Raw genomic sequence first — 26,639 nt, 5'->3', positions numbered from 1 at the left:
GAGTTAAATACTAGTCTACAATTGTTAATGTATGGTTAACAAAAAAAGACAACCGTTTCCAGTTGTCTTTTTACTCCTATAGTTTTGGTCAAACTAGGCGATTTTTGCCAAGATTGTATTGAAAGTGGTACTTGGACGCATGGCTTTACTTGTTAACTCCGGATTGGGTTGATAGTATCCGCCGATAGTTTGCGATTTTCCTTGAGCACCAATTAGTTCACTGTTAATTTGTGTTTCATTTGCGATAAATTCAGCAGCGATAGGGGAGAAAATTGCTTTTAAATCAGCATTTTTATCTTGAGCAGCTAATGCTTCGGCCCAGTACATTGCTAAGTAGAAATGCGAACCTCTATTGTCAATTCCGCCTACTTTTCTAGAAGGTGATTTATCTTTTGCTAAGAATTTTTCGGTAGCCACATCCAAGGTTTCTGCTAAAACAATTGCCTTAGCATTGTTTAGCGTTTGTCCTAAATGTTCTAAGGAAGCGCCCAAAGCCAAGAATTCACCAAGAGAATCCCAACGTAAATAGCCTTCTTCGATAAATTGCTCTACGTGTTTTGGAGCAGATCCGCCAGCACCAGTTTCAAATAAACCACCACCATTCATCAATGGAACGATAGAAAGCATTTTGGCTGAAGTTCCAACTTCTAAGATTGGGAATAAATCGGTTAAGTAATCACGTAATACATTTCCGGTTACCGAAATGGTGTCTAATCCTTTGATGATGCGTTCTAGAGTGAAATTAGTCGCTTCGATAGGGCTTAAAATACGAATATCTAATCCTGTTGTATCGTGGTCTTTTAAATATTTTTCTACTTTTTGAATTAATTGGTTGTCGTGTGCTCTGTTCTTATCCAACCAAAATACCGCTGGAGTAGCGGATAGGCGCGCTCTGTTTACGGCTAGTTTTACCCAGTCTTGAATTGGAGCATCTTTAGCTTGGCACATTCTGAAAATGTCATTTTTAGCCACTTTTTGTTCCATCAAAACAGTTCCTTCAGTAGTTACCACGCGAACTACACCTTCTCCTTGAATTTGGAAGGTTTTATCGTGTGAACCATATTCTTCTGCTTTTTGAGCCATAAGACCTACGTTAGGTACGCTTCCCATAGTAGTTGGTACAAAAGCACCGTGTTTTTTACAAAAATCAATGGTTGCGGTATACACTCCAGCGTAACAACGGTCCGGAATGATAGCTACAGTATCTTGTGGCTTTCCTTCTTTATTCCACATTTGACCCGAAGTACGAATCATAGCAGGCATAGAAGCATCTACAATTACATCTGATGGTACGTGTAGGTTGGTGATTCCTTTGTCTGAATTCACCATTGCCAAAGCAGGACCATTAGCAATAGCAGCATCAATAGCAGCTTCTACTTCTGCTTGTTGAGGATGTCCGGCTATTTTTGCGTAAACGTCTCCTAAACCGTTACGAGTATCAATATTTAATTCATTGAAAAGTGTTGCATATTTTTCAAAAACATCAGCAAAATAAACTTCAACAATAGCTCCAAAAATGATAGGGTCAGACACCTTCATCATTGTAGCTTTTAAGTGAACGGATAGTAAGATGTTTTGTGCTTTTGCTTCTTCAATTGTTTTGGCTACAAAGCTTTTTAAAGCAGCAATATTCATTACAGAACTGTCGATGATTTCACCTGCTTTCAAAGGAGTACTTGCTTTAAGAACTGTTGTAGTTCCGTCTGCTCCTACGAATTCAATTTTTACATCAGTTTCTTGGCCAACGGTAACTGATTGCTCACTTCCGTAAAAATCACCTTGTTCCATAGAGGCAACGTGCGTTTTAGACTCAGAAGACCAAGCGCCCATTGAATGTGGATTGGCTTTAGCGTAATTTTTTACCGCTTTTGGAGCTCTACGATCAGAGTTGCCTTCACGCAATACTGGATTCACCGCAGATCCTAATACTTTGGCATATTTAGACTTGATGTTTTTTTCTTCTTCTGTTTGTGGGTCTTCTGGAAAATTTGGTACGGCATAACCGTGTGCTTGTAATTCAGCAATAGCCGCTTTGAGTTGTGGAACAGAAGCAGAAACGTTCGGTAATTTAATAATATTGGCCTCTGGAGTAGTGGCTAGTTTTCCTAATTCTAATAAGGCATCACTCGTCTTTTGATCGTCTTTTAAAAATTCAGGAAAATTGGCTAAAATTCTTCCAGCCAGCGAAATATCTCTTGTTTCAATTTCTATATCCGATGTGGCAGTAAATGCTTGAACAATGGGTAAAAAAGAGTAAGTAGCCAACAATGGCGCTTCATCTGTAAGGGTGTAAAAAATTTTTGATTTTTGTGTCATTTTTCTATTTTTTTTAATCGAAATCACTTAGTTGCGTGCCTTACTTTGCGAAAAGTGCAAAAAAACAAGGCGGACAAATATATGGAAATCAGATGTAATTACTCCTTGATTTTGCTATAAAAATATCATAATTCTTGGGCTATTTGAGATATTACGAAATCGTTATTTTTGACGGGGGTAAATTTTAAAAATGGTAAAAATTTTGGTACTATACTACCAAAAAAAAGTCCCGACAGGTCGGGACTTTTATGTGTGAAAGAAAAAAGATTATCTTCTTTTGTCTTTGATTTTTGCTTTTTTACCAGTAAGTTCTCTAAAGTAGAAAATTCTAGCTCTACGAACGTGACCTTTTTTGTTGATTTCAATTTTTTGTAAAGCAGGTAAGTTAACTGGGAAGATACGCTCAACTCCAATAGCTCCTGACATTTTACGAATAGTAAAAGTTTCAGTGTTTCCTGAACCTCTTCTTTGAATCACTACTCCTTTAAAAAACTGAGTTCTTGTTTTTTCACCCTCTTTAATTTCGTAGTACACAGTGATAGTGTCTCCAGCTCCGAATTCAGGGAAATCTTTTCTTGTTACAAACTCGTCTTGAACGAATTTCAATAAATCTGCCATGATAAATGTTTAATTATGGTTTAAAATAGAGCAACATTCACGGTTCTCGCCAGAGGTTGGTCTAATGTGGGTGCAAATGTAAACAAAAAAAGAATATTTAAAATCCAAATTCCAATTTTTTTTATGGGTAAATAAAATTGATTTTTATTTTTGGGATTTGGAATTTAAATGTTGATTATTAGAGTTTTATTCCTCCAACAAATCGGGTCTCCTATTTTTGGTGTGTTCATAAGCCATGTCTTCTCTCCATTTGTCAATTTTTGCAAAATGCCCACTCAACAAAACATCAGGTACTTTCCAGCCTTTGTAGTCGGCAGGTCGCGTATAAATTGGACCCGACAACAATCCATCCTGAAAACTATCGGTCAAAGCTGAGGTTTCGTCACTCAAAACTCCTGGAATCAATCGAATTAAGGCATCACACAAAACCAAAGCACCCAATTCGCCTCCAGACAAAACATAATCGCCAATAGAAATTTCTTTGGTGATAAAATGGTCGCGTACGCGCTGATCCACTCCTTTATAATGGCCGCACAAAATGATAATGTTTTCATACATCGACATCGTATTGGCCATTTTCTGATTCAAAGTCTCTCCGTCGGGCGACATATAAATGATTTCGTCGTAAGTTCTCTCGCTCTTCAAATGCGTGATACAAGCATCAATCGGTTGCACAGTCATCACCATACCCGCGCCTCCGCCAAAAGGATAGTCGTCTACACTTTTTTGTTTGTTGGTCGTATAGTCTCTCAAGTTGTGAAAATGCACTTCCACCAACCCCTTGTCGATAGCACGTTTCATAATCGAAGCCTCAAAAGGGCTTCTCAATAATTCAGGTAAAACGGTAATAATATCAATTCTCATTGTAGTATTTTATATCGCGCAAAGGTACAAATTAAATCAAAGGACACGAATCAAGTAATGTAACCTTACAGGGTATTCGCTTTTAAAAATATCCACCACGACCCGAGCGATAGCGAATAGGCGAAGCAATTCACTAATGAATCACGAATTAAAATCTGTTTTAATGACACGAATTATTTATGTTGCTGGAATTCGTGACATTCAATTTCGATGACAATTAGTGTCAATTGGTGTAATTAGTGTCTAACTTTTTTTAAATGCGAATGCCCTTTATATCTTATAGTTATTTGGACGTGACCCCATTGTCATTAAGTTAAGAGATTTTAGATTGAAGATTAACGATTCTTGATTTTAGATTTTGGAGCAAGTGAGTAAAAATTAAATGATTTTCAGGATCTTAAACATCAGCAATCAAAAATCGTTAATCAAAAATCAGCAATCATTTTATCATTTAACCCTTAACTTAATGACATTGCCCTCACGCAATCCCTGCAAATCAATACACTTTTCGGTTACACCCCAAACTGTCTCAAATGATGGTCCAAGTGTCTGTACATCAGTTTGTCCCAGTCTTCATAACTCATCTTTCCCCAAAACGGATGCTGCATTACCTTAATGACCGAAGTTCCTTTGGCAAATTCTTGAACACAAGCTATAAGTTGTGTTTGGCTTTTTTCAAAATCTGAATGGCCAGTAATACGGAATTCTTTTGCCGTGGGACTATTTTTTCCAAAGTCACTGTTAAAAGCTTTGTTTTTTAGGAGGCGACCCAATAATCGCATAGGGAAACTAATTGTTAAATCTTGTTTTCCAAACGCTACATTTATGGCAGCAATACAGTGTTCACACATTTGATCAACACTCATCTTGCCCCAAAGCGGAGTAGAATTGGTGTTTAAATTCTGAATTCTCTCAACCAAAATCGCATTGTCGGAAGCAGTGTAAATAGAAGGCATAAGTACTTAGGTATTAGGTTGAACAAATATAATTCTTTTGCTTAAAGTTTTAAATTGTTTTACAGCTATCCAATTGCTTTTAGGATTGATTTTATCAGGTTTAAGAGCTTATAAGTTTGAATTAGCAATAATTTAAAAATAGAATTGCCAACAAAATTTATTGTAGGAAAAACGCAACTATTTCTATAGATTTGCAATAGAATAGAGTAAAATCTTTCAAAAACTACCCAAACATTACGAATTAAATAACTGAATTAATGGGAACTCCAAGACTACTATTAATTGATGACCATCCTATAATAATTGATAGCTATAGTAACATTCTTTCTAATCACGATGCTGCAATTGATTTTACTACAGCTAATTCCTGTCATGACGCCTATCTGAAAATCACAGAACGTTATGTGTCGCAAAAAACATTTGATGCGGCTTTCCTGGACATTAGTTTGCCTCCTTATGCCGCCAAGAAAATAAAATCTGGGGTAGACTTAGCAAAATTGATTCGAAACCATTTTCCTTTATGCAAAATTATTCTATTAACCATGCATAGTAAGTCTGTGATAGTCAATAATACTATACAGGAGATTAATCCAGAAGGATTTATTTTAAAAAATGACATTGATTCCAATTCATTTAAAGAAGCCTACAAGTTATTATGAATGGAGAAACGTTTTACACTGCAACTATCCAGAAAGTAAGAAACGAATTCCTTACCGAAAAACTCGATTTGGATGCTATAGATTACCGAATTTTGGGACTATTGGCACAAAAAGTAAAAACCAAAGACATACCAATGCATCTTAATCTTTCTTTAAGCGCTATAGAGAAAAGAAAACTACATATTAAAAACGTACTCCTAATGGGCACGGGCGGCAGCAAAGAAATAGTGGCATCAGCTAAAAGAATAGGCTTGCTTTAAATTTTAACGAAAAACCGTGCTTTTTTAACATAAAAACCGTAAAATCATATTAAACAGATTCTATAGTTTTGAAAAGTCTTACAAATCAAAGTTAAGTGCACGTAACTAGAGTTTGTTAGAAACAATTATTATTAACACTAAAATTATTATTTTTATGAAAAAAGTAGTTTTTACAGTTTTAGCAACTTTAATGCTATCTTCGACAGTTTTTGCTGAATGCCGCTCGCTTAGCCTTGGATTTGTTACAATTATTTCAGGTACATACCAAGAAGTAGTTCAAATAGGTTATGATCAAAATCTTCAGCCTATTACAGAGGTGCAAACTTTTAAATGCAACGAGAGTAATAGGTGGCAATGGTTTTGGGAATAGACCGTTTACAAAGACTGGAGCTTAACAACTCCGGTCTCTTTATATCAAAACAACTAATTAATTATAGAATGTATAAATTAATATTTCTTATTACTTGCTCAATATTTAGTAATACTTATTCACAAAACAAACAATTTAAAGTTTTAGACAAAAAGGATAAAAATCCATTAAATGATGTATTGTTTTATTCTAATGATAAAGTTATTGCAAAATCAAATAAGTATGGAGTTATAAAACTTGACAATAAAAACTATGGCAATTTATTTATTGTTAAAGAAGACTATTATGATACCATAATTAATCTTGAACTATTACAAAGTGATGAAATCTACTTAAAAAAAATAGATGTTATAGAACTTAAAGAAGTTATTGTTCGTAAAAAAAATATTGAAAGTATTTTGGACAGTGTTTATTCAAATTCAATTACTTTAAAAAAAATAAATCCTACCAAATATTTACATTTTTTTAATGTTTTAACAACTCAAAGCGATACATTACTTTTCGCCAATAATAGAGTTGCTTTTATTAAAGGCAGAGGTTGTTTTATTGAAAGAGAAAACAAAATAATTTCGAATTTCACCCAAAAAAATAGTAACCCTGTTTTTTCTTTAAGCAACCATAATATTATTTTTAATAAAAATTTCACACACTCAAATAGCCCTATTAATAGTTTTGAATTAATGATTGTGACTAAATTAAAGGATAAATTTTTATTTTCAATATTTGAAGAAGAAGACTTTTATCAAATAAAATTTGAACCTAAGGTAACTAATAATGAATATCCATATTCAGGATATATAATCGTAGATAAAAGTGATTTTGGTGTATACGAATTTAAGGCTGAGGTAAGTATAAAAAAGAATAAAAGAAATTTAGTTTTAGAGAATAAAATTTTGAATTTTCAAATATTAACTGAAACTAGTTATATAAAATATAAAAAAGATATAAATGGAAATTATGAATTGATTAAATATGCTTACGACAGTGAGTTAAAAGTATTAAATGGTTTTTTTAAAGATAGAATTTTCATCAACAAATGTAGAAAAGAACTGACTCCATATTTTGACACATCGAGCATGGTGCCTTTTGACGTCATAACTTACAAAACAAATTATAATCATGAAAAAAAATTATTAAAACAATACCATTTTTAGTAATGTTGTTAGTTGCGTTTTTTTTATTTAATAGATACTATTCAACAAATAACGTTCCTTCTTTTAAATATTTTTTTGCAAATAATGCGACATTTTCTAAAGACAATTTGCCTAAAAATAAACATACTATATTTGTATACTTTTCGACAGAATGTAATGACTGTAAAATGATTAATGATTATTTAGAATATTTTAAGTCAAAGAATGATAGTGTAAATTTTGTTTTAGTTGCAAAAGGAAATGATTCAAAAAAGCTTATTGATTTTATAGATACGAATAAAATGTCAAATTTTAGAGGATATTTATTACTAGACAAAGAGGACAACTTCCCATCAGACTTTGCTTTAGGTATTTCATTCAGCTTTCCCGTAATCAAAGCTTATGATAAAAACGGAATTTTAATAGAGAATATCAAAACATTAGGCGACATTAAAAAAATCTAATGTTACTTCATACAACAGCCGTTTCTCAACTTGGCTCATTTAAGCTTAATTTAAAGATGATTTTATTCTTGGGGTGCAGTCATAAAACTAAGTCTGTGCTCCTTTAATCCAACACATCGTAAAGCCAGCTAAAGAATTATTTAAACTTCTTTTGAAAAAGATGCTGAATTTTAACAATTCAAAATGAGCGCCTACTTAAGTTTAGCCAAACGTTTAGCTCATTAATTGTAAATCTTTTTACTATTATTGGTTTCTCAATAAAGATAACATTTGTCTGCAATACTGTTTTTTTTAGTACTTTTAAAACCTAATAATTTGTAAATTTTTCAATATGAATTCTTTTTCAAAAATAGCTAGTGCGGGCTGTCTTTTGTTGTTCAGTACGCTGCTAGTCGAGAACGTGAATGCCCAAAACACTACTGCTCCTATGAACAATCCTCTTTTGCAACGCAGTACTTTACAGTACCAAACGCCACCTTTTGATAAAATTAAAGATGAACATTTTAAACCAGCTTTTGACTATGGTTTAAAAGTACACGACGAAGAAATCGAGAAAATCACGAATACTACCGCAAAACCTACGTTCGAGAATACCGTTTTAGCGCTAGAAACTTGTGGTGTAGATTTAGGTAGAGCAACTGGAGTTTTTTATAATCTTTCGGGGTCGAACACCAATCCAACACTTCAGGCAATTGAAGCAGAATATGCACCCATTTTTTCGGCGCATAACGACAAAATTTACTTGAACAGTAAATTGTATAACCGCATCAAAAGCATTCCATTGTCGAGTTTGAAGGGAGAAGATAGAAAACTAACCGAATACTACTTGCAACAATTCGAATTAGCAGGGGCTAATCTTTCAGAAGCCGATAAAGAAAAAATGAAAAAGATCAACGAAGAGTTGGCTACCTTGAGTACTTTATACAGCAATAAATTATTAACTGCTCGTAAAAATGCTGCTGTGTTTTTTGATTCAGCTTCAGATTTGGCAGGTTTAACTCCTGATGAAATTGCAGCTGCCAAAGCCAATGCTACCGCAGCAGGACAAGACGGAAAATACATGATTGCGATTATCAATACCACACAGCAACCTGTTTTGATGAGTTTGACCAATCGTGCCTCAAGAGAGAAGGTTTTCAAAGCTTCTTGGTATCGTGCCGAAAAAGGAGATGAAGGCGATACTCGCGAAACCCTTGAAAAAATGGCCAAATTGCGTTTGCAAAAAGCCAAATTGATGGGTAAAAAGAGTTTCGCCGAGTGGAAATTGCAAGACCAAATGGCACAAACGCCAGCACCTGCAATGGATTTATTAGCCAAAATTGCAAAACCAGCAGTAGCCAAAGCCAATGAAGAAGCCAAAGATATTCAAGCTTTAATTGATGCGCAAAATGGTGGTTTTAAATTAGAACCTTGGGATTGGGATTTCTATTCTGAGCAAGTGCGTAAAGCCAAATACGATTTGGACGAAAGTCAAATCAAACCGTATTTTGAAATTGGATCGGTGCTGGAAAAAGGAGTCTTTTTTGCAGCTAAACAAATGTACGGGCTTACTTTCAAAGAAAGAACCGATTTGCCGGTGTACAATCCTGATGTAAAAGTGTATGAAGTTTTCAATGATAAAGGAACTTCAATCGCGATTTACTATTTGGATTTTTATGCTAGAGACAATAAAAACGGAGGCGCTTGGATGAGTAATTTGGTGAATCAATCGCATTATTTAAACCAAAAACCAGTCATTGTCAATGTGTACAATTTTGCAAAACCAGTTAATGGTAATCCATCTTTAATTAGTTTTGATGATGTAACGACATTATTTCACGAGTTTGGACACACCTTACACGGATTGTTTGCCAACCAAAAATATGTAACACTTTCTGGAACGGCTGTGCCAAGAGATTATGTAGAGTTTCCTTCGCAAATCAACGAACACGCTGCTTTAGATCCAACGGTTTTGAAAAATTACGCGGTGCATTACCAAACCAAACAAGCCATTCCGCAAGAGTTAATCGATAAAATTAAAAAAGCGGATACCTTCAATAAAGGGTATGTAATAACGGAATTATTGGCTGCCGCAACGTTAGATATGGCTTGGCATACTGTAGAAAAAGAGTCGGATTTTAAACCTACTTTAGATTTTGAAAAAGAGGCTTTGCAAAAATATGGTTTGTTAGTGAATGAAGTGCCTACTCGTTATCATTCTCCTTACTTTGCTCACATTTGGGGAGGTGGTTATTCTGCAGGATATTATGCTTACACTTGGTCTAAAACCTTAGATTATAACGCTTACGATTGGTTTGAGGCTAATGGTGGAATGACCCGAAAAAATTGTGATCGTTTTGTGAAATACATTTTGTCTGTAGGGAACAGTGTAGATTTGAATAAAGCTTTCAAAGAATTCATCGGTCACGATATGAAGATTGAGCCCTATCTAAAAAATGCGGGATTGACTAAATAATTGATTGATATCCTTAATTATAACTTAAAAATGACATTCGAATGGATGTCATTTTTTTTATTAGTTGCAGAATTTTTTTGTTTACACTTGTTGAAATAACTATATTGTCAGACAATATTTTTAATGCATTACTACGAATTGTCATATGATCGAAAGTAACAAAAGAAAAAGTCAGGCTAAAACATTGAGAGTTTTTAGAAAAGTGCATCGGACCACGGGCGCTTTTTTATTTGTTTTCTTTTTTATTATATCCATCACTGGATTGCTTTTAGGGTGGAAAAAGAATAGCGGTGGTTTACTATTGGCTGATTCTCGCAAAGGAACCACAACCGATTTGAGGCAATGGCTTCCTGTGGATAGTTTACAACAAAAAGCCTGTTATTATTTGCAAAAAGAAGTTTCACCAAATGTTTCTTTAGCTTTGAACCGAATTGACATTCGTCCCGATAAAGGAATGGTGAAGTTTGTTTTTGAAGAAGACTATTGGGGTGTTCAATTGGATGGGGCTACTGGAGAAATGCTTCACCTAGAAAGACGAAATGCTGATTTTGTCGAAAACATTCATGATGGTTCCTATCTAGATGTATATTTTGAAACGGGCAATGGGGTTTTTAAATTGATTTATACTACTGTAATGGGTTTGGCTCTTTTAGTTTTTACCATAACAGGTTTTTGGCTATGGTATGGTCCTAAACGAATGCGAAGTTAATCGTAAAAGTAATTAAAAAATTGTCTTTTTTATATTTATTTGTGTAAATTAGAGTAGTAATACTTTGTATATCAAGTATTTGTAAAATGTAAGTTTTTGTATGTATAATTTTAATTTTAAAAGGTATGATAACAACAAACGCAGTAACATGGTTCGAGATCTATGTGGATTCTATGGAAAGAGCGCAAAGATTTTATGAAACAGTTTTAGGATACGAAATGATTCCCATGCCGATGCCTGATGAGAAATTTGGCCAAATGGTTGCCTTTCCATGGGTAGAGGGAGCACCAAATTCATCAGGAGCACTAGTTAAACATGAAATGGGCAAACCAAGTGCAACGGGTACTTTAGTATATTTCGCTTGTTCTGATTGTGCAGAACAATTGGCTAGAGTAGAGGGGGCTGGAGGGAAAGTTATTGCGCCTAAATTTGCAATTGGTGAACATGGCTTTTGCGGTTTAGCTTCAGATACCGAAGGCAATACTATCGGTTTTCATTCAATACGTTAATTGAGTTCTAAAAGAATACCTAAAATATGACACCATTATTCAAAAAATTAAATTTTAAAAACCAAGAAGCCATTTTGATCCTAAATGCTCCAACATCATTTGCATCAGAAAAAAATGCGATGTCCAATGAGACCACTTTTTTTAGCTCCCATAAGGAACTCAGTAAAATTGATTTTGTTTTGGTTTTTGTAACAAAATTGAAAGAAATTGAAAACGCAATGAATGCAATTGATTCCAAGTTGAATGGTGATGCAGTTCTTTGGTTTTGTTATCCAAAAGGGACCTCCAAAAAATACAAATGCGAGTTCAATCGTGATAATGGCTGGGCAGTGCTAGGAAATTTAGGCTTTGAACCTGTTCGGATGGTCGCTGTTGATGAAGATTGGAGTGCTTTACGATTCAGAAAAACGACCTATATTAAAGCGCTTACTCGTAGATCTAGTTTTGCAATTTCTGCCGATGGAAAAGCAAGAACACAAAATTGAAATATAATAGTAAATTTTTTATTAGCAAAAAGCATCAACTTAAAAATATAGATTAGAAATTCATCGTTTGTTCTAGTTCGATGCAAGACTTTTTATGGGCCAATAAATTTAATTATAAGCAAAAATCGATATCGCATTTATTTTTGTAAATTTGCGCCTCAATAAAAATAATTTATCATGGAAAACGGAATATACGCTAAATTCAATACCTCAAAAGGTTCGATTTTGGTAAAATTGACGCACGATTTGACTCCAGGAACTGTTGGGAATTTCGTGGCTTTGGCAGAAGGAAATATGGAAAACAAAGTGAAACCTCAAGGTGTAAAATACTATGATGGTTTATCTTTTCACAGAGTAATTCCTGATTTTATGATTCAAGGTGGATGTCCTAAAGGAACAGGAACCGGAGATCCAGGATACAAATTTGATGATGAGTTTCATCCTTCTTTGAAACACGATCGTCCAGGAGTATTATCTATGGCTAATGCTGGACCTGGAACCAACGGATCACAGTTTTTCATCACTCACGTTCCAACTAGCTGGTTGGATAACAAACACACTGTTTTCGGTCACGTAATCGAAGGGCAAGAGGTTGTAGATGCTGTTGCGCAAGGAGACCAATTGGAGACTTTAGAAATTATTCGTGTTGGTGAAGAAGCGCAAAACTGGAATGCTATTGAAGCTTTTATAAGCTTGAGAGGGGCTAGAATGAAAAGAGAAGCCGCTTTGAAAGCTGAAGCAGAAGCAAAAATGGAACAATTAGCTGCTGGTTTTGAAAGAACAGCAAGCGGATTGCGTTACCAATTTATTCAAAGAGGTTCGGGTAAAAAAGCAGAAAACGGAAAAACGGTTGCAGTACATTATGAAGGTTCTCTTGAAAACGGTAAAGTATTTGATTCTTCTTACCCAAGAAAAAAACCAATCGAATTTCGTTTAGGGCAAGGTCAAGTGATTGAAGGTTGGGACGAAGGTATTGCTTTGTTGCAAGTGGGAGACAAAGCCCGTTTTGTAATCCCATCTGATTTGGCTTATGGTCCAAGTGGTGCAGGAGGCGTAATTCCACCACACGCCACTTTGATTTTTGATGTTGAATTAATGGACGTGAAATAAAAAAAACGTTACTCAATAAATAGAATCCCAAAGCAGTCTAATTAGCTGTTTTGGGATTTTTTTTGTAGTATTGAATAGCAACTAAATAAAAATTCTATGAATATAAAAAATGAGGTTCTTTTGAGTTGGGAAGAATTTGAAAGAGTAGAGATGCGAGTAGGGACCATTTTAGAAGTCAATGATTTTCCTGAAGCCAGAAAACCTGCGTATCAACTCACTATTGATTTTGGGGCGCACCTAGGTATTCGAAAATCTTCAGCCCAAATTACTCGTCGATATACTAAAGAAGCATTAGTAAACCGACAAATTGTAGCAGTGGTGAATTTTCCAAAGAAGCAAATAGGAAAATTCAATAGTGAATGTTTGGTTCTTGGAGCTGTAGGTGAACAAGGCGATGTAGTTTTATTGTCGCCAGATTTCAAAATTGAAAACGGATTAAGAATTGCTTAATTAATAGTTGCAACCTTGTTTGTTCTTTTTACAAAACCTGAGTTGTTTTTTGGATTTTTTAAGCAGTTGTAATAATAGGGTAAAAAAAAGCCCAAAAATCTTATGATTTTTGGGCTTATCTTAAATGTTTAGGAATTTAAATGTCATCAAAATCGATATCCGTAAAACTAGATACTTTTGGAGTGGTTTCATCTTGAGAAGATTCATTAGAAAATTCTCTTTTGAAATCTTTTTGATGTCTTTCCGAAATTACTTCTTCTCCTTTGTGGTTTAAAATATAAGAAGTCATATCGCTTAATATCTCTTCGAAAGCTGCAAAATCTTCTTTGTATAAGTAGATTTTGTGCTTTTTAAAGTGGAAAGAGCCATCTTCTTCAGTGAATTTTTTACTTTCTGTAATGGTAATGTAATAATCATCAGCCTTTGTGGCTCTTACATCAAAGAAATAGGTTCTTCTTCCTGCGCGAAGCACTTTAGAGTAAATTTCTTCTTTTTCTAACATGTCATTTTCTCTCATAATTCTTTCGATCCTTTTATAAATAGCAACCAAAAATCATAAAAAATTATTGATAAAACAACATTTAAAGCAATTCTTTTTCTGAAAGTTGTTTTAAATAAAGCGCTGCATAATAGCCTTCTTGATTTATTAATTGATTATGAGACCCTTGCTGAATAATTTTTCCGTTTTCAAGGATAATGATTTTGTCAGCATTTTTTGCAGAAGAAACTCTATGACTTACAATTATAGTAGTTTTGTCTTTACAAATTTCGAATAGATTGTTTAAAATTGCTTCTTCGGTCTCGGTGTCTACCGCTGATAAACAGTCGTCAAAAAGTAAAATTTCAGGTTTTTTGATGATGGCTCTGGCAATTGAAACACGTTGTTTTTGTCCACCAGACAAAGTGATGCCGCGTTCCCCTAAAATGGTGTCGTAACCTTTATTGAAGCCTTCAATATTTTCGTGGACTACAGCGCTTTTGGCAGCTGCGATTACCTCTTCATCAGTGGCGTTTTCTTTGCCAAATTTGATATTGTTTTTGATGCTATCCGAGAAAAGAAAGGCATCTTGAGGTACGATTCCGATACTGTTTCTTAAGTCGAATAAATTCAATTGACTGATTTCTTTTCCGTCAATTTTTACTTGTCCTTCCGTTACATCATACATTCTGGAAATGAGCGATAAAAGTGTTGATTTTCCCGAACCCGTTTTGCCAAGAATAGCCAATGTTTCTCCTTTTTTCACCGTAAAAGAAACCTTTTTAAGTGCTTCGATATTGGTGTCTTCGTAAGTGTAGCTTACGTTTTCGAAACTAATGGTTCCATCTACAGTGCTTGATGAAGGATTGTTGTTTTGAATATCGGGAACAATTTTCAGGAATTCATTCAATCGTTTTTGAGAAGCTTCAGCCTCTTGTACCATTGACGAAACCCAGCCCAAAGAGGCTACAGGCCAAGTTAGCATATTGACATACAAAATAAATTCTGCAATCGTACCAATGCTTTTTATAGTACCATTAATGTACAATACACCACCAAAATAGATAACCACTAAGTTGCTAATCCCAATTAAAGCCAACATCAATGGGCCAAATAACGACTGAACTCTAGCAAGACTTAAGCTTTTGCTTTTGCTTTCTTGGGCGAGACTGATGAGGTTGTTTTGTTGTTGGTTTTCTAAAGAATAGGCTTTGATGACCCGAATTCCTGAGAATATTTCCTGAGTAAAACTAGACACTTTGGATAAGTATTGTTGGAAAACCGTACTGCGGATATTGATTTCAGAGCTTAATTTGAAAATGGCATACGACAAAATTGGCAGAGGAAGCAAAGTGTAAAGGGTTAATCTTGGCGAGACATTGTACATATAAGCTATAACAATCGCAAATCGAATAAAGGTGTTGATGGTATACATCACAGCAGGTCCCACATACATTCGCACTTTGGAAACATCTTCGCTAATGCGGTTCATTAAATCTCCAGTGCGGTTTTGTTTGTAGAAATTTTGAGACAAGTTTTCGTATTGACGAAACACTTCATTTTTCAAATCAAATTCGATATGACGGGACATTACAATCAGTGTTTGTCGCATCAAGAAGGTTAAAAATCCAGCAATAATAGTTGTGGCAATAATCAATAAAACGTTGTGTATAAGTTCCTCGCGATATTGACCAATGATCATTGTAGATGATTTTTCTACACTAGAAAGTTTGTCGAACTTTTCGATAGCTTCAAGTGAACTACTAATTAATTTTGGAGTAAATAAAGAAAATATTTGTGCGATAATTGTGATTAAAATACCAAGAGAGAAACTGTATTTGTATTTTATAAAGTATTTATCTAAATAACGTAATTCTTTCATTTTTTTTGAGATTCGGACTTGTTTCTTTTTCTATTATTACTTTTTTGTTAAAATAAATAAGTCGCTTGGGTTGTAATACTTAAGTGTGTTTTGCGATATAATCAAAAAAATCAATTTTAAATAGGTTGTATTTAATTATTTTATATTTTTGACTTGAAATTTTATCAAATTTGTAAAATAATAAAATCAACATGCTCATGAATGCAACACTAGCAACTGCTAAGGAAATTCAAAAAATGGATCCTGTTTTTGGTCAAATGTCATTTGATGACCACGAACAAATTGTATTTTGCAACGACAAAGATACAGGATTAAAAGCAATAATTGGTATTCATAATTCTGTAATGGGGCCAGCTTTGGGTGGTACAAGAATGTTTAATTATAGCAATGAATGGGAAGCTTTGAATGACGTTTTGCGTTTGTCTAGAGGCATGACTTTTAAATCAGCTATAACAGGTTTGAATATTGGAGGAGGAAAAGCAGTAATTATTGGTGATGCTAAAACACAAAAAACACCAGAATTGATGCGTAAGTTTGGTGAATTTGTACATTCATTAAGTGGACGATATATTACTGCAGAAGATGTTGGTATGGAAACAGCCGATATGGACATCGTAAGAGATGTTACTCCGTATGTTACTGGAATTTCAGAAGAAAGAGGAGGAGCAGGAAATCCGTCTCCCGTAACAGCTTTTGGAGTGTATATGGGAATGAAAGCTGCTGCTAAGCAACAATTTGGATCAGATGTTTTAACCGGGAAAAAGGTTTTAGTGCAAGGAATTGGACATGTTGGTGAGGCTTTGGTAGACTATTTGACTAAAGAAGGTGCTTTGGTTACTATTTCAGATATTAATGAAGAACGTTTGTTTGAAGTTGGTAAAAAATACAACGCGACTATATACACAGGTGCAGATGTCTATGCGGAAGAAGTAGATATTTATGCGCCTTGTGCAATGGGAGCTACTATTAATGATGCAACAATCCATAAAATTAAAGCAAAAGTAATTGCAGGAGCCGCTAATAATCAGTTGGCTAATGAAGTGGTTCACGGTGCCATTTTGCAAGAAAGAGGGATTTTATATGCGCCAGATTTCTTGATTAATGCAGGAGGAATCATTAATGTATATGCAGAATTAGCACATTATGGTAAAGCAGAGATTATGGCTAAAACCGAAAATATCTACAATACTACTTTGGAGATTTTTGATTTTGCCATTGCAAACAAAATGACTACACATCAAGCAGCTTTGACTATTGCGCAACAGCGTATTGCTGAAAGAAAACTAGCAAATAGTAAATAATAGCTTTATAGATTTTTGTGTCCCAATTACAGAAAGGTTTTTCGAATCTTTTATGAATTGGGACACTTTTTTATTTATTAAATAAATTACTCTTCAAATTTTCATTTAAGCGATGAAATCCTTAATTTTGCAGACTAATTTTTAAAAGTTCTTACAAGGTGGTAAACAGAAGACACATCCGCGTTAAAGTCATGCAATCCATTTATGCTATGCATCAAAATGGTGCTGACAATCTAGAAAAAGAAGAAAAATTTCTCTTTAATAGTATCGATCATATTCTAGATTTATACCTAACAATGGTGTCATCCTTATTAGAAATTTGTAAAAAAGAACAAGTTTTTTTACACTTATCCAGTCAAAAACACCTTGCAACTCCTCAAGAACGCACACCCAACGAAAAATTTATAAAAAATGCTGTTTTTCAGATTTTGGCTGAAAACAATTCTTTGAGTATCGCGATGGAAAATCGTAAAATCAATACTTGGTCATTGAATGATGATTACATTATTATTTTATTGAATGCGATAAAAGAAAGCAAGTTGTATGCTACATATATGAGCAATACAGTGAATACTTTTGAAGAAGATAAAGCGTTTATTGCGGCAATCTTTGAAGAAATTATTGTGCCTAATGAAAAGTTATACGAGTATCTTGAGGACGATAAGTTAACTTGGATTGATGATATTCCAATGGTGAATACTCAGATTTTGAAGCAGTTAAAAGCATTGAAACCGATTGAACAAGATAATTTTAGAGTGCCAAAATTATACAAAGACACTGAAGATAAGGATTTTGTAAGGGATTTGTTCCGCAAGACCGTTTTGAATGAAAGGGAATTGGCCAAAACATATGTCGATAAAACGCCAAATTGGGACAGTGATCGTATTGCTGAAGTAGATACCATTATATTAAAAATGGCTATTTGTGAGTTTTTGAAATTCCCATCAATTCCTGTGAAGGTAACTTTGAATGAATATTTAGAAATTGCAAAAGAATATTCTACGCCTAAAAGTAGTATTTTTATCAACGGAATTTTAGATAACCTTGTAAAAGAATTAACCGAAAGTAAGAAGTTGGTAAAAGTGGGTCGCGGCTTGATGTAGTCAATAGTGTGTAACATTTAAATTTAACAAAAAAAATAACAAATTAAGATTTTTATTATGGGACAATTACAACAGTTTTTACCGTTTTTATTGATGTTTGTGGTGATTTATTTCTTCATGATTCGACCACAACAAAAACGTGCTAAAAACGAAAAAGAATTTGAAAGCAATTTAAAAGTAGGAGATAAGATAGTAACTAAAAGCGGATTACACGGTAAAGTTGCTGAGTTGGCAGAGACCACAGTTATTATCGAAACGATGTCAGGTAAATTGAAAATGGAGCGTTCTGCTATCTCAATGGAGTTGAGCGCTGCTTTGAATAAAAAATAGTAGTTTACTACTCATTAAAAAATCCCAAATTCCAATTGATTAGGAATTTGGGATTTTTTTTTGGATTTATTCTTATTTATTTTTTTTTCGTTTTTGATTTAATTTAGGGGCATCAAAATCAATACTTGCGGTTAATTCGGCTATTTTTACTATCACATGTACGGCTTTTTGCATGCTTTCTACAGGAACGTATTCGTATTTGCCGTGAAAGTTATGACCACCTGCAAAAATATTGGGGCAAGGCAATCCTTTGTAGGACAATTGGCAGCCATCTGTTCCTCCACGAATAGGTTTGATAATCGGTTTGACTCCGACTTGTTTCATAGCTTCTTCTGCAATATCTACGATGTGTTTTACAGGCAACACTTTTTCCTTCATATTGTAGTATTGATCTTTGATTTCGGCTATGGCTATGGGTTCTCCAAATTGTTTGGCAAATTTTTTATTGATTTTCTGAACCATTTTCTCAATCAACTCTTTTCTTTTTTCAAACTTTTTCTTCGAGTGATCTCTGATGATGAGTTCTAAAACAGTTTCTTCAATGCTGCCTTTTAAGTGATGAACGTGAAAAAATCCTTCGTAACCCTTAGTCTCTTGTGGTGTTTCTCCTTTTGGCAAATCACTAATAAAATCAGTGGCTATAAGCATTGAATTGATCATTTTTCCCTTTGCATAACCAGGATGTACACTTTTTCCTTTGAAGGTAATTTTAGCTCCAGCAGCATTAAAATTTTCATATTCTAATTCGCCAACTTGGCTACCGTCCATAGTGTAAGCCCAATCGGCTCCAAATTTTTCTACGTCAAAATGATGAGCGCCGCGACCAATTTCTTCATCGGGAGTAAAACCAACTTTAATGGTTCCGTGTTGGATGTCTGGATTTTGAATCAAAAATTCCATAGCAGAAACAATTTCGGTAATTCCGGCTTTATCATCGGCACCAAGAAGCGTAGTTCCGTCGGTAGTGATTAGGGTTTGACCTTTGTATTGCAACAAATCTTTGAAATATTTTGGTGAAAGTACGATGTTTTCGGCTTCGTTGAGCACTATGTCTTTCCCATCGTAATTAGGGACTATTTGTGGTTTTACATTGGCACCAGTAAAATCGGGAGTGGTATCAAAATGAGCAATAAAACCAATGGTTGGGACTTTTTTGTCAACATTACTAGGCAAAGTAGCCATAATGTATGCTTTGTCATCAATAGTCACATCTTGAAGCCCAATTTGTTGGAGTTCTTCTACCAATTTATGGGCAAGATCCCATTGCTTAGCGCTACTAGGGGTGGTGTCAGAATTTGGATCGGATTCGGTATCAACTGTGACATAACTTATAAAGCGATCAATAATGTGTTGCATGGTGTTTTTTTTATTTTTTATAAACAAAGGTAAACATTTTTGTGCTGTTTTTTTATGCTGAAGGCAAGTGTTGGAGTCACTTTTTTGCTGGTTTTTGAATTCAATTCTTTACTTTTGTGGCACACAACTTCGCTACTATGTATAAATTATTGATTCGTCCGATCTTTTTTTGTTTTGACCCTGAAAAGGTACATCATTTTACTTTTGCTTTCATCAAATTTATTTCAAAAATCCCAGGTTTTTCGGCAATTTTTAGAATGCTTTATTGTGTTGAAGACCCACGTTTGGAACGGGAGGTTTTTGGGTTAAAATTTAAAAATCCAGTAGGTTTAGCGGCAGGATTTGACAAAGAAGCCCGTTTGTACAAAGAATTTTCAAACTTTGGATTCGGATTTATCGAAATAGGTACCTTAACTCCAAAAGGACAAGAGGGTAATCCTAAAAAGCGAATTTTTAGATTAATCTCAGATCAAGCCATTATTAATCGAATGGGGTTTAATAATGGAGGTGTCCTAGATGCGGTTGAGCGATTGAAGTCAAATACCAATGTGCTTATTGGAGGTAATATTGGTAAAAACAAACTAACTCCCAACGAAGAAGCTACTTCTGATTATGAAATTTGTTTTGATGCGTTATTCGATTATGTCGACTATTTTGTGGTCAATGTAAGTTCGCCCAATACTCCAAATTTAAGAGCATTACAAGATAAAGAACCGTTAACGCAATTGCTGCAAACTCTACAAAATAAAAATAGTGCAAAAGTTAACCCTAAACCGATATTGCTAAAAATTGCACCTGATTTAACAGAGGAGCAGTTAGTAGATATTATTGATATTATGGCAGTAACTAAAATTGCAGGTTTGATTGCTACGAATACCACGCTTTCTAGAGAAGGATTAGTCTCTGAAGCTAAAAATGAAACAGGCGGATTGTCTGGAAAACCATTAACTAAGCGATCTACAGAAGTGATTCGATTTTTGGCCGAAAAAAGCAATCGCGCTTTCCCAATTATTGGAGTGGGAGGTATTCATTCTGCCGAAGATGCTATTGAAAAATTAGAAGCTGGCGCCAGTTTGATTCAATTGTATACTGGTTTTATTTATGAGGGTCCTGCCTTGGTAAAAGCCATCAATAAAGCTATTTTGAAACAAAAGAAATAGTGTTTTTTCTGAATTTAAAAAATAGCTAATCCTAAGAACTAAAAGCTAGTAATTAAGGACTAGTTAATAATCACTATTCACTAATCACTAATTACTTTCTTACTTTTCGATTTTGAACTTTAATTCCTTTTGCTATCTTTGAAAGCTATGGAGCCAATAAAAATTATCGAATGCCCACGTGATGCTATGCAAGGAATAAAAACATTTATTCCTACCGCTAGAAAAGTATCGTATATTCAAGCATTATTGCGGGTAGGTTTTGATAGTATCGATTTTGGAAGTTTTGTTTCTCCAAAGGCAATACCACAAATGCAAGATACGGCTGCGGTTTTAGAACAACTGGATTTATCCAAAACACAGAGCAAACTATTAGCTATAATCGCTAATGTGCAAGGAGCCAGAGATGCCGCTTCTCATCAACCGATTCACTATTTGGGTTTTCCTTTTTCTATATCCGAGAATTTTCAAATGCGAAACACGCACAAAACCATTGCAGAATCTTTGGTTATCTTACAAGAAATTCTTGAAATTGCAGACCAACACAATAAAGAAGTGATAGCCTATCTATCTATGGGATTCGGCAATCCTTACGGTGATCCTTGGAATGAAGAAATTGTAGGCGAATGGACCGAACGCTTGGCGCAAATGGGCGTGAAGATTCTCTCCTTGTCGGATACAGTTGGCAGTTCGACTCCTGAAGTGATTACCCATTTGTTCTCTAATTTAATCCCGAAATACCCCGAGATAGAATTTGGGGCTCATTTGCATACTACCCCAGATAAATGGTTTGAAAAGATTGATGCAGCTTATCATGCCGGCTGTCGTCGATTTGATGGAGCGATTCAGGGTTTTGGCGGATGCCCAATGGCTACGGATCGTTTAACGGGAAATATGCCAACTGAAAAATTGCTTTCTTATTTTACCGCAAAAAAAGAAAATACGAATTTGAGCGCTATGAGCTTTGAAAGTGCTTATAATGAAGCCTCAAAATTGTTCGGAGCGTTTCATTAAATAATGTACTAAAGTAATTTTCTATTCGTTCAGAATAGTATCAATAAATAGGAAAGAATGAAAGTCACACAAACCCTACTCGGATTTTTTGTACTGCTCTTTGTATTAGGATGTAGTAGCGACCTCGATTTTGATCAAGTAAACGACCTTGAATTACAACCTGTAGTCGTCGCTAATGTTGCAAGTTTTGATGCTGCGGCGAATCAGTTTGTCAATAATGGCATAGAACAAACGGTTGCAATAGCCACTCCTGAAGTGGGGGTATTTAATGATTCTTTTTTAAGAGATAATGTAAGCAAAGCCGAATTGTTTTTTGAAGTTAACAACACTATCAATCGGGCTTTTACTTTGCAAATGGTGTTTCTTGATGTAAACAATGCACCACTAACAACGATTCAAATGGATATTCCTGCTTATGCCGGAACCCCTAATTTAACCCCTTTTACAAAAACCTTTCAAGGCACCGATCTTATTTTATTAAAGCAAACCAAAAGAATTGCTTTTATAGTTGCCTTATTACCTGGGCCACCATTAACTTCAACAAGTGTTGGGAATTTGAAATTACGTTCTAGTGTCACCGCCTATTTTGATATTAAATGAGAAAAATTACTACCTGTGCACTACTATTTTTAGGAAGTGTACTTTTGGCTCAAAATAAAGCCGTTTTGTATAATTTTACGGCAATTCCACAATCTTTATCTTTAAATCCCGGGGCTGATGTAACCTATAGATGGTACGCTGGTGTTCCTTTACTGTCAGGAATTTCTGCAAATGTTGGTTCGACTGGTTTTTCTGCTTATGATTTATTTGCGAATGATGGCGTAAATTTTAATACCAAATTGCGTAAAGTTATTTTTTCAACTTCAAGAAATGACAAAGTAAGTCTCAATCAGCAATTGGAGGTTTTTCAAGGAGGATTTAAAGTAGGCGATTGGAATAACACTGCTTATATCTCTTTTGGAATGTATGAGGAATTTGATGTAATGAGTTATGTTCCGAAGGATTTAGCCATTTTAGCTTTAGACGGAAATCAAAATTATTTAGGAAAGTATTTTAATCTCAGTGACATGAGTGCCCGTGCCGAAATGTTGAGCGTTTTTCATGTAGGGTACAATAAGCGAGAAAATGAAAAATTGATTTGGGGCGTGAGAGGAAAAATATATTCTAGTATTTTCGACGCTCGATCAACCAAAAACTCAGGCTATTTGTACACTATTCCTTCAAATGGAAACACTATGTATGAACAGGTTATTTCGGCTGATATGTTGTTGAATACCTCAGGAATTGCAAAATATGACGATCAAGGAGACGATTCTGATATTGCCAAAGACATACAAAAAAGAGCGTTTTTAGGAGGAAATTTAGGTCTAGGTTTTGATGCGGGAATTACTTATTATCCCAAAAAAGACATTCAAATTACAGCTAGTGTTCTTGATGTAGGTTTTATTCATCACACAAAAGAAGTGGAAAGTTATCGAGCTAGAGGAACCTACAAATATGAAGGGATTCTTCCTGATTTTTTCAATGGAACGGGAGGCAATAACATCACAGAAGAGTTTCAAGAAGCTTTTCCTAGAGATACTTTAAAAGGAGGCTACACCTCTTGGAGACCTGTTAAATTTAATGCCTCTGCACAATATTCTTTCGGGCAAATGGAAGAGGAAGAATGTAATTGTAAATCCAATGTTGGCTCTGAAAAGTACACTAATTCCGTTGGATTGCACTATTTCGCTATGTCTACGCCACGACTTCCAATGATGGCGTTGACTGCTTATTATAGAAAGACCATTTTCTCAGGTTTGGAAATGAAAGCCACCTATACGGTTGATTCTTTTTCGAGTAGTAATGTTGGATTGGGTTTGTCAACCCAAATAGGTCCTGTCAATTTTTATTTGATGGCCGATAATTTATTAGAGCTTTATGATGTAGCCAAGGCGCAAAGTGCTTCTTTTCAATTAGGACTTAATCTTATTTTTGCTGATAAAAAAGAGGGGGAATAAGAATGGAATAAACAAATTACCAATCCCAAATCCCAAATTCCAAATTCCAAATTCCAAATCCCGATAGCTATATGAATTGGAATTTGGGATTTTTTTTTATTCTTGTAATTTAAACTTTTAGCTCTTTCTTCTTTTGAAGAATTTATAAATTTCAATCCAAAAAACCGCAATTGCAGCTACTAGAGTGCACCATCCTATTTGTAGGAATGTGATTTTTTCGAATAAGAAAAATTTAGATAATGGTGGAATAAAAAGTAGTAAAGCGGTGATGAAAAGCGTGATTCCGATGATTAATCCCACTAGATTATTCTTGTATTTCCAAGTGGTTAAAACCGAATAATAAAACGAACGATTGGTTAGTGTCAAGAATACATTCGAGAGAATCAAGGTCAAAAACACCATCGTTCGTGTACTGTTTTCGCTATACTGATGGATTACAGCAAATTGGTAAACAACCAATAATCCTGCAGTTATCCATAGTCCTTGAATGAGACTAATGGTGATTTCTTTCCAACTGAAAAAAGTGGTACGCAATGGTCTTGGTTTTTGTTTCATCAGATTGTCTTCCATCGGTTCATTTTCATAAATGATAGAGCAGGTGGTGCCCATAATCATTTCTAAGAAAATGATGTGGACTGGAGAAAAAATATTGGGATACATCCATCCTAAAGCTAATGGAATAATTACGATTAAAATGATGGGAATATGGATAGAGATGATGTAGCGAATGGCTTTTTTAAGATTCATATAGATTTTTCTTCCCATCGCAATGGCGTCTGTCATTTTCGAAAAATCATCGTCAACCAAAATTAAATTGGCGGCTTGTTTGGCAATTTCAGTTCCTTTTTTGCCCATAGCAATTCCGATGTGTGCTGATTTTAGTGCAGGTCCATCGTTTACGCCATCACCAGTCATGGCTACAATTTGATTATTGTCTTTTAGCGCTTGAATGATTTTGAGTTTTGCCTCTGGAAACATTCTAGTAAAAATAGTAGTTTCCATTACTTTTTCTTTCAATGTAGCAGGACTCATTTGCATTAATTCGTCTCCATTGAGTATTTTTTCAGGGTTTTTAAAACTAATTTGTTGAGCAATTGTTGCGGTGGTTTCGGCATTGTCGCCTGTAATTATTTTTACAGCAATTCCAGCTTTATAAAAAGTTTCTAAAACAGCTTTGATGTTCTTTTTTGGAGGGTCATAAAAAGCAACTAGCCCTTTGAAATCTAGTTCAAATTCTTGTTGTGTTTTAGGAAAATTGGTTCCAGCAAAATCAGAAGTCCCAACGCCCAACACACGAAACCCCTTTTTTGTCATAGTGAGAAAAGCATTGTTGATTTTTTCTTTTTCAGATTCCGATAGTTTAGCACAGGCAATTATAGCCTCTGGAGCTCCCTTGGCTGCAATAATTCGATTTCCTTCTTTGTTTTCGAATAGATGTGTCATCATGGGTGGTTTTCCACTCAAAGGATATTCGTGTATCATTTTATATTGAGGACGTTCATCTGTTGCGATGGAGTTGGTGTAGGCGTCATGCAATGCCATTTCCATAGCATCAAAAGGGATGGGCTCACTTGCCCACATTGCGGCTTTAATAAGTTCTTGTTCTTTGGGGTTTAAATTGGAATGACATACTGTAACTGTTGTTGCATCAAGAGTAAACCATTCGGCAAGACTCATTTTGTTTTCGGTGATGGTACCTGTTTTGTCGGTACAAATTACGGTGGCACTTCCTAAAGTTTCTACGGTTTTAGTCTGCTTTACAATAATTCCCATTCGAAGTAATCGCCAAGCGCCAAGTGCCATAAAAGTGGTAAAAGCTACCGGAATTTCTTCGGGGATAATACTCATAGCGAGGGTTAATGCTTTTAGTAAGCTGTCTAAAATGAGTTTAGAATTCCAATAGTTGATTCCCCAGACAATGATAAAAGCAACCAAACCAATCAAAGAAATGTAAGAGACAAAGTTGTTGATTTGAATTTGTAAGGGTGTTTTTTCTTCCGTTATGTTATCTAGGCTTTTTCCAATTTTACCCAATTGTGTTTGATTACCAATAGCTGTAACTTGGCAAATTGCTAATCCGCTTGCGACTATAGTTCCTTGATACACTTGTTTGTTTTCGGATTGTTTATTTTTTGAAACCGATAAAGATTCGCCTGTTAGTATGGATTCATTAACCGAAAAGTCATTGGATTGGAGGATGATTCCATCGGCTGGGATAAATGTTCCTTCTTCTGTTTGTATCAAGTCGCCCAAAACAATTTCTTCACTAGGAATTTCAACGACTACCCCATTTCGAATGACCTTGCTTTTGGGTTGTGTTAATTTAGATAAGGCTTCGATGGCATTTCTACTTTTCGATTCTTGGTATAAAGAAATTGATACGACCAGAATAATAGCCAAAAGCATAAAGATTCCATTGTTGTAATCTGCGGTTATAAAATAGATACTTGAAGCGGTGAGTAATAGCAAAAACATGGGGTCCTTAATCAATTCTAAGACAGCCTGCAAAAAGTTGTTTTTTTGTTGATGTTCGGTTGTATTGGTACCGTTTTTTGTTCTAGAGGCTATGACTTCTTCTGATGAAAGTCCTTGAATAGTCGTAGTATTGATTTCAGACATGATAATTAAAGTTTTGGGTTGAAATGTGTCTGTAAAATAAG

The 26,639-nt window shown here is 34.8% G+C and carries 26 protein-coding genes; 18 read left to right on the top strand and 8 right to left on the bottom strand.

The features are described 5' to 3' along the window. Positions 1 to 93: 93 nt before the first annotated feature. The 4 genes from ACSVH5_RS09220 to ACSVH5_RS09205 form a co-directional block, all read right to left on the bottom strand. The gene (locus tag ACSVH5_RS09220) at positions 94 to 2,316 is read right to left on the bottom strand and encodes an NADP-dependent isocitrate dehydrogenase (protein ID WP_438061147.1); all 2,223 of its coding nucleotides are present in this window, start codon (positions 2,314 to 2,316) and stop codon (positions 94 to 96) included. 267 nt (positions 2,317 to 2,583) lie between these two features. Further along, positions 2,584 to 2,934: a 50S ribosomal protein L19 gene (gene rplS, locus ACSVH5_RS09215; protein ID WP_438061146.1), complete on the bottom strand. Its 351-nt coding sequence runs from the start codon at positions 2,932 to 2,934 to the stop codon at positions 2,584 to 2,586. Between the two features lie 186 nt (positions 2,935 to 3,120). After that, positions 3,121 to 3,798: a tRNA (guanosine(37)-N1)-methyltransferase TrmD gene (trmD, locus tag ACSVH5_RS09210; protein ID WP_438061145.1), complete on the bottom strand. Its 678-nt coding sequence runs from the start codon at positions 3,796 to 3,798 to the stop codon at positions 3,121 to 3,123. A 512-nt stretch (positions 3,799 to 4,310) separates the two neighbouring features. Beyond that, positions 4,311 to 4,754, bottom strand: a complete 444-nt coding sequence (locus tag ACSVH5_RS09205) for a DUF1569 domain-containing protein (RefSeq protein WP_438061144.1) — start codon at positions 4,752 to 4,754, stop codon at positions 4,311 to 4,313. Positions 4,755 to 5,011: 257 nt separating this feature from the next. Here ACSVH5_RS09205 and ACSVH5_RS09200 point away from each other — a divergent pair, with 257 nt between their 5' ends. The 11 genes from ACSVH5_RS09200 to ACSVH5_RS09150 all read left to right on the top strand — a co-directional run bounded on the left by ACSVH5_RS09200 (position 5,012) and on the right by ACSVH5_RS09150 (position 13,358). Then, a complete protein-coding gene (locus ACSVH5_RS09200) occupies positions 5,012 to 5,413 on the top strand; it encodes a response regulator (RefSeq protein WP_438061143.1) in 402 nt (133 codons plus the stop codon). Next, positions 5,410 to 5,673: a hypothetical protein gene (locus ACSVH5_RS09195; protein ID WP_438061142.1), complete on the top strand. Its 264-nt coding sequence runs from the start codon at positions 5,410 to 5,412 to the stop codon at positions 5,671 to 5,673. The genes ACSVH5_RS09200 and ACSVH5_RS09195 overlap by 4 nt, the downstream gene beginning before the upstream one ends. Before the next feature lie 154 nt (positions 5,674 to 5,827). Then, positions 5,828 to 6,043 (top strand): hypothetical protein, encoded by a 216-nt coding sequence (locus ACSVH5_RS09190; protein ID WP_438061141.1) that lies wholly within the window; start codon positions 5,828 to 5,830, stop codon positions 6,041 to 6,043. Positions 6,044 to 6,111: 68 nt separating this feature from the next. Beyond that, positions 6,112 to 7,197, top strand: a complete 1,086-nt coding sequence (locus ACSVH5_RS09185; protein ID WP_438061140.1) for a hypothetical protein — start codon at positions 6,112 to 6,114, stop codon at positions 7,195 to 7,197. 281 nt (positions 7,198 to 7,478) lie between these two features. After that, positions 7,479 to 7,640, top strand: coding sequence for a hypothetical protein (locus ACSVH5_RS09180; RefSeq protein WP_438061139.1), 162 nt, complete (start codon positions 7,479 to 7,481; stop codon positions 7,638 to 7,640). Between the two features lie 331 nt (positions 7,641 to 7,971). Next, a complete protein-coding gene (locus tag ACSVH5_RS09175; protein WP_438061138.1) occupies positions 7,972 to 10,095 on the top strand; it encodes a M3 family metallopeptidase in 2,124 nt (707 codons plus the stop codon). A gap of 145 nt (positions 10,096 to 10,240) precedes the next feature. Then, entirely contained in the window at positions 10,241 to 10,804 is a 564-nt protein-coding gene (locus ACSVH5_RS09170) for a PepSY domain-containing protein (RefSeq protein ID WP_438061137.1), read from the top strand. A 125-nt stretch (positions 10,805 to 10,929) separates the two neighbouring features. Further along, positions 10,930 to 11,313 (top strand): VOC family protein, encoded by a 384-nt coding sequence (locus tag ACSVH5_RS09165; RefSeq protein WP_438061136.1) that lies wholly within the window; start codon positions 10,930 to 10,932, stop codon positions 11,311 to 11,313. A 26-nt stretch (positions 11,314 to 11,339) separates the two neighbouring features. Continuing rightward, a complete protein-coding gene (locus tag ACSVH5_RS09160) occupies positions 11,340 to 11,798 on the top strand; it encodes a hypothetical protein (RefSeq protein WP_438061135.1) in 459 nt (152 codons plus the stop codon). A 177-nt stretch (positions 11,799 to 11,975) separates the two neighbouring features. Further along, positions 11,976 to 12,908 carry a peptidylprolyl isomerase gene (locus ACSVH5_RS09155; protein ID WP_438061134.1) on the top strand — a complete coding sequence of 311 codons (933 nt, stop codon included), beginning with the start codon at positions 11,976 to 11,978 and terminating at the stop codon, positions 12,906 to 12,908. A gap of 96 nt (positions 12,909 to 13,004) precedes the next feature. Continuing rightward, positions 13,005 to 13,358: a tRNA-binding protein gene (locus ACSVH5_RS09150; RefSeq protein ID WP_438061133.1), complete on the top strand. Its 354-nt coding sequence runs from the start codon at positions 13,005 to 13,007 to the stop codon at positions 13,356 to 13,358. Positions 13,359 to 13,494: 136 nt separating this feature from the next. Here the strand turns inward: ACSVH5_RS09150 and ACSVH5_RS09145 are convergent, their stop codons facing one another. Together ACSVH5_RS09145 and ACSVH5_RS09140 are read right to left on the bottom strand one after the other, a co-directional pair. Then, on the bottom strand, positions 13,495 to 13,875 hold the full coding sequence (locus ACSVH5_RS09145) for a PUR family DNA/RNA-binding protein (protein WP_438061132.1): 381 nt from the start codon (positions 13,873 to 13,875) through the stop codon (positions 13,495 to 13,497). Positions 13,876 to 13,939: 64 nt separating this feature from the next. Then, positions 13,940 to 15,718: an ABC transporter ATP-binding protein gene (locus tag ACSVH5_RS09140; protein ID WP_438061131.1), complete on the bottom strand. Its 1,779-nt coding sequence runs from the start codon at positions 15,716 to 15,718 to the stop codon at positions 13,940 to 13,942. A 197-nt stretch (positions 15,719 to 15,915) separates the two neighbouring features. Between ACSVH5_RS09140 and ACSVH5_RS09135 the strand changes: the two genes are divergently transcribed. The 3 genes from ACSVH5_RS09135 (at position 15,916) to yajC (ending at position 18,452) form a co-directional block, all read left to right on the top strand. Further along, complete coding sequence (locus ACSVH5_RS09135; RefSeq protein WP_438061130.1) at positions 15,916 to 17,019, top strand: Glu/Leu/Phe/Val family dehydrogenase; 1,104 nt, start codon at positions 15,916 to 15,918, stop codon at positions 17,017 to 17,019. A gap of 191 nt (positions 17,020 to 17,210) precedes the next feature. Beyond that, positions 17,211 to 18,122: a transcription antitermination factor NusB gene (gene nusB, locus ACSVH5_RS09130; protein WP_438061169.1), complete on the top strand. Its 912-nt coding sequence runs from the start codon at positions 17,211 to 17,213 to the stop codon at positions 18,120 to 18,122. Positions 18,123 to 18,179: 57 nt separating this feature from the next. Beyond that, positions 18,180 to 18,452, top strand: coding sequence for a preprotein translocase subunit YajC (yajC, locus tag ACSVH5_RS09125; protein ID WP_438061129.1), 273 nt, complete (start codon positions 18,180 to 18,182; stop codon positions 18,450 to 18,452). 72 nt (positions 18,453 to 18,524) lie between these two features. Here the strand turns inward: yajC and pepT are convergent, their stop codons facing one another. Then, positions 18,525 to 19,808 carry a peptidase T gene (pepT, locus tag ACSVH5_RS09120; RefSeq protein ID WP_438061128.1) on the bottom strand — a complete coding sequence of 428 codons (1,284 nt, stop codon included), beginning with the start codon at positions 19,806 to 19,808 and terminating at the stop codon, positions 18,525 to 18,527. A gap of 137 nt (positions 19,809 to 19,945) precedes the next feature. Here pepT and ACSVH5_RS09115 point away from each other — a divergent pair, with 137 nt between their 5' ends. The 4 genes from ACSVH5_RS09115 to ACSVH5_RS09100 all read left to right on the top strand — a co-directional run bounded on the left by ACSVH5_RS09115 (position 19,946) and on the right by ACSVH5_RS09100 (position 23,979). Beyond that, the gene (locus ACSVH5_RS09115) at positions 19,946 to 20,968 is read left to right on the top strand and encodes a quinone-dependent dihydroorotate dehydrogenase (RefSeq protein WP_438061168.1); all 1,023 of its coding nucleotides are present in this window, start codon (positions 19,946 to 19,948) and stop codon (positions 20,966 to 20,968) included. Between the two features lie 147 nt (positions 20,969 to 21,115). After that, positions 21,116 to 21,979: a hydroxymethylglutaryl-CoA lyase gene (locus ACSVH5_RS09110; protein ID WP_438061127.1), complete on the top strand. Its 864-nt coding sequence runs from the start codon at positions 21,116 to 21,118 to the stop codon at positions 21,977 to 21,979. 57 nt (positions 21,980 to 22,036) lie between these two features. Further along, positions 22,037 to 22,579 (top strand): hypothetical protein, encoded by a 543-nt coding sequence (locus ACSVH5_RS09105; protein ID WP_438061126.1) that lies wholly within the window; start codon positions 22,037 to 22,039, stop codon positions 22,577 to 22,579. Further along, positions 22,576 to 23,979 (top strand): DUF5723 family protein, encoded by a 1,404-nt coding sequence (locus tag ACSVH5_RS09100; RefSeq protein ID WP_438061125.1) that lies wholly within the window; start codon positions 22,576 to 22,578, stop codon positions 23,977 to 23,979. Before ACSVH5_RS09105 ends, ACSVH5_RS09100 begins: the two co-directional genes overlap by 4 nt. A gap of 117 nt (positions 23,980 to 24,096) precedes the next feature. Here the strand turns inward: ACSVH5_RS09100 and ACSVH5_RS09095 are convergent, their stop codons facing one another. Further along, a complete protein-coding gene (locus ACSVH5_RS09095; protein WP_438061124.1) occupies positions 24,097 to 26,598 on the bottom strand; it encodes a cation-translocating P-type ATPase in 2,502 nt (833 codons plus the stop codon). Positions 26,599 to 26,639 lie beyond the last annotated feature (41 nt).

Origin of the sequence: Flavobacterium sp. RSSA_27 (assembly GCF_051547125.1) — a bacterium.
Taxonomy (GTDB): domain Bacteria; phylum Bacteroidota; class Bacteroidia; order Flavobacteriales; family Flavobacteriaceae; genus Flavobacterium.
Note: the sequence above shows the minus strand (reverse complement) of the source record. Positions and strands in the feature narration are given on the sequence as shown.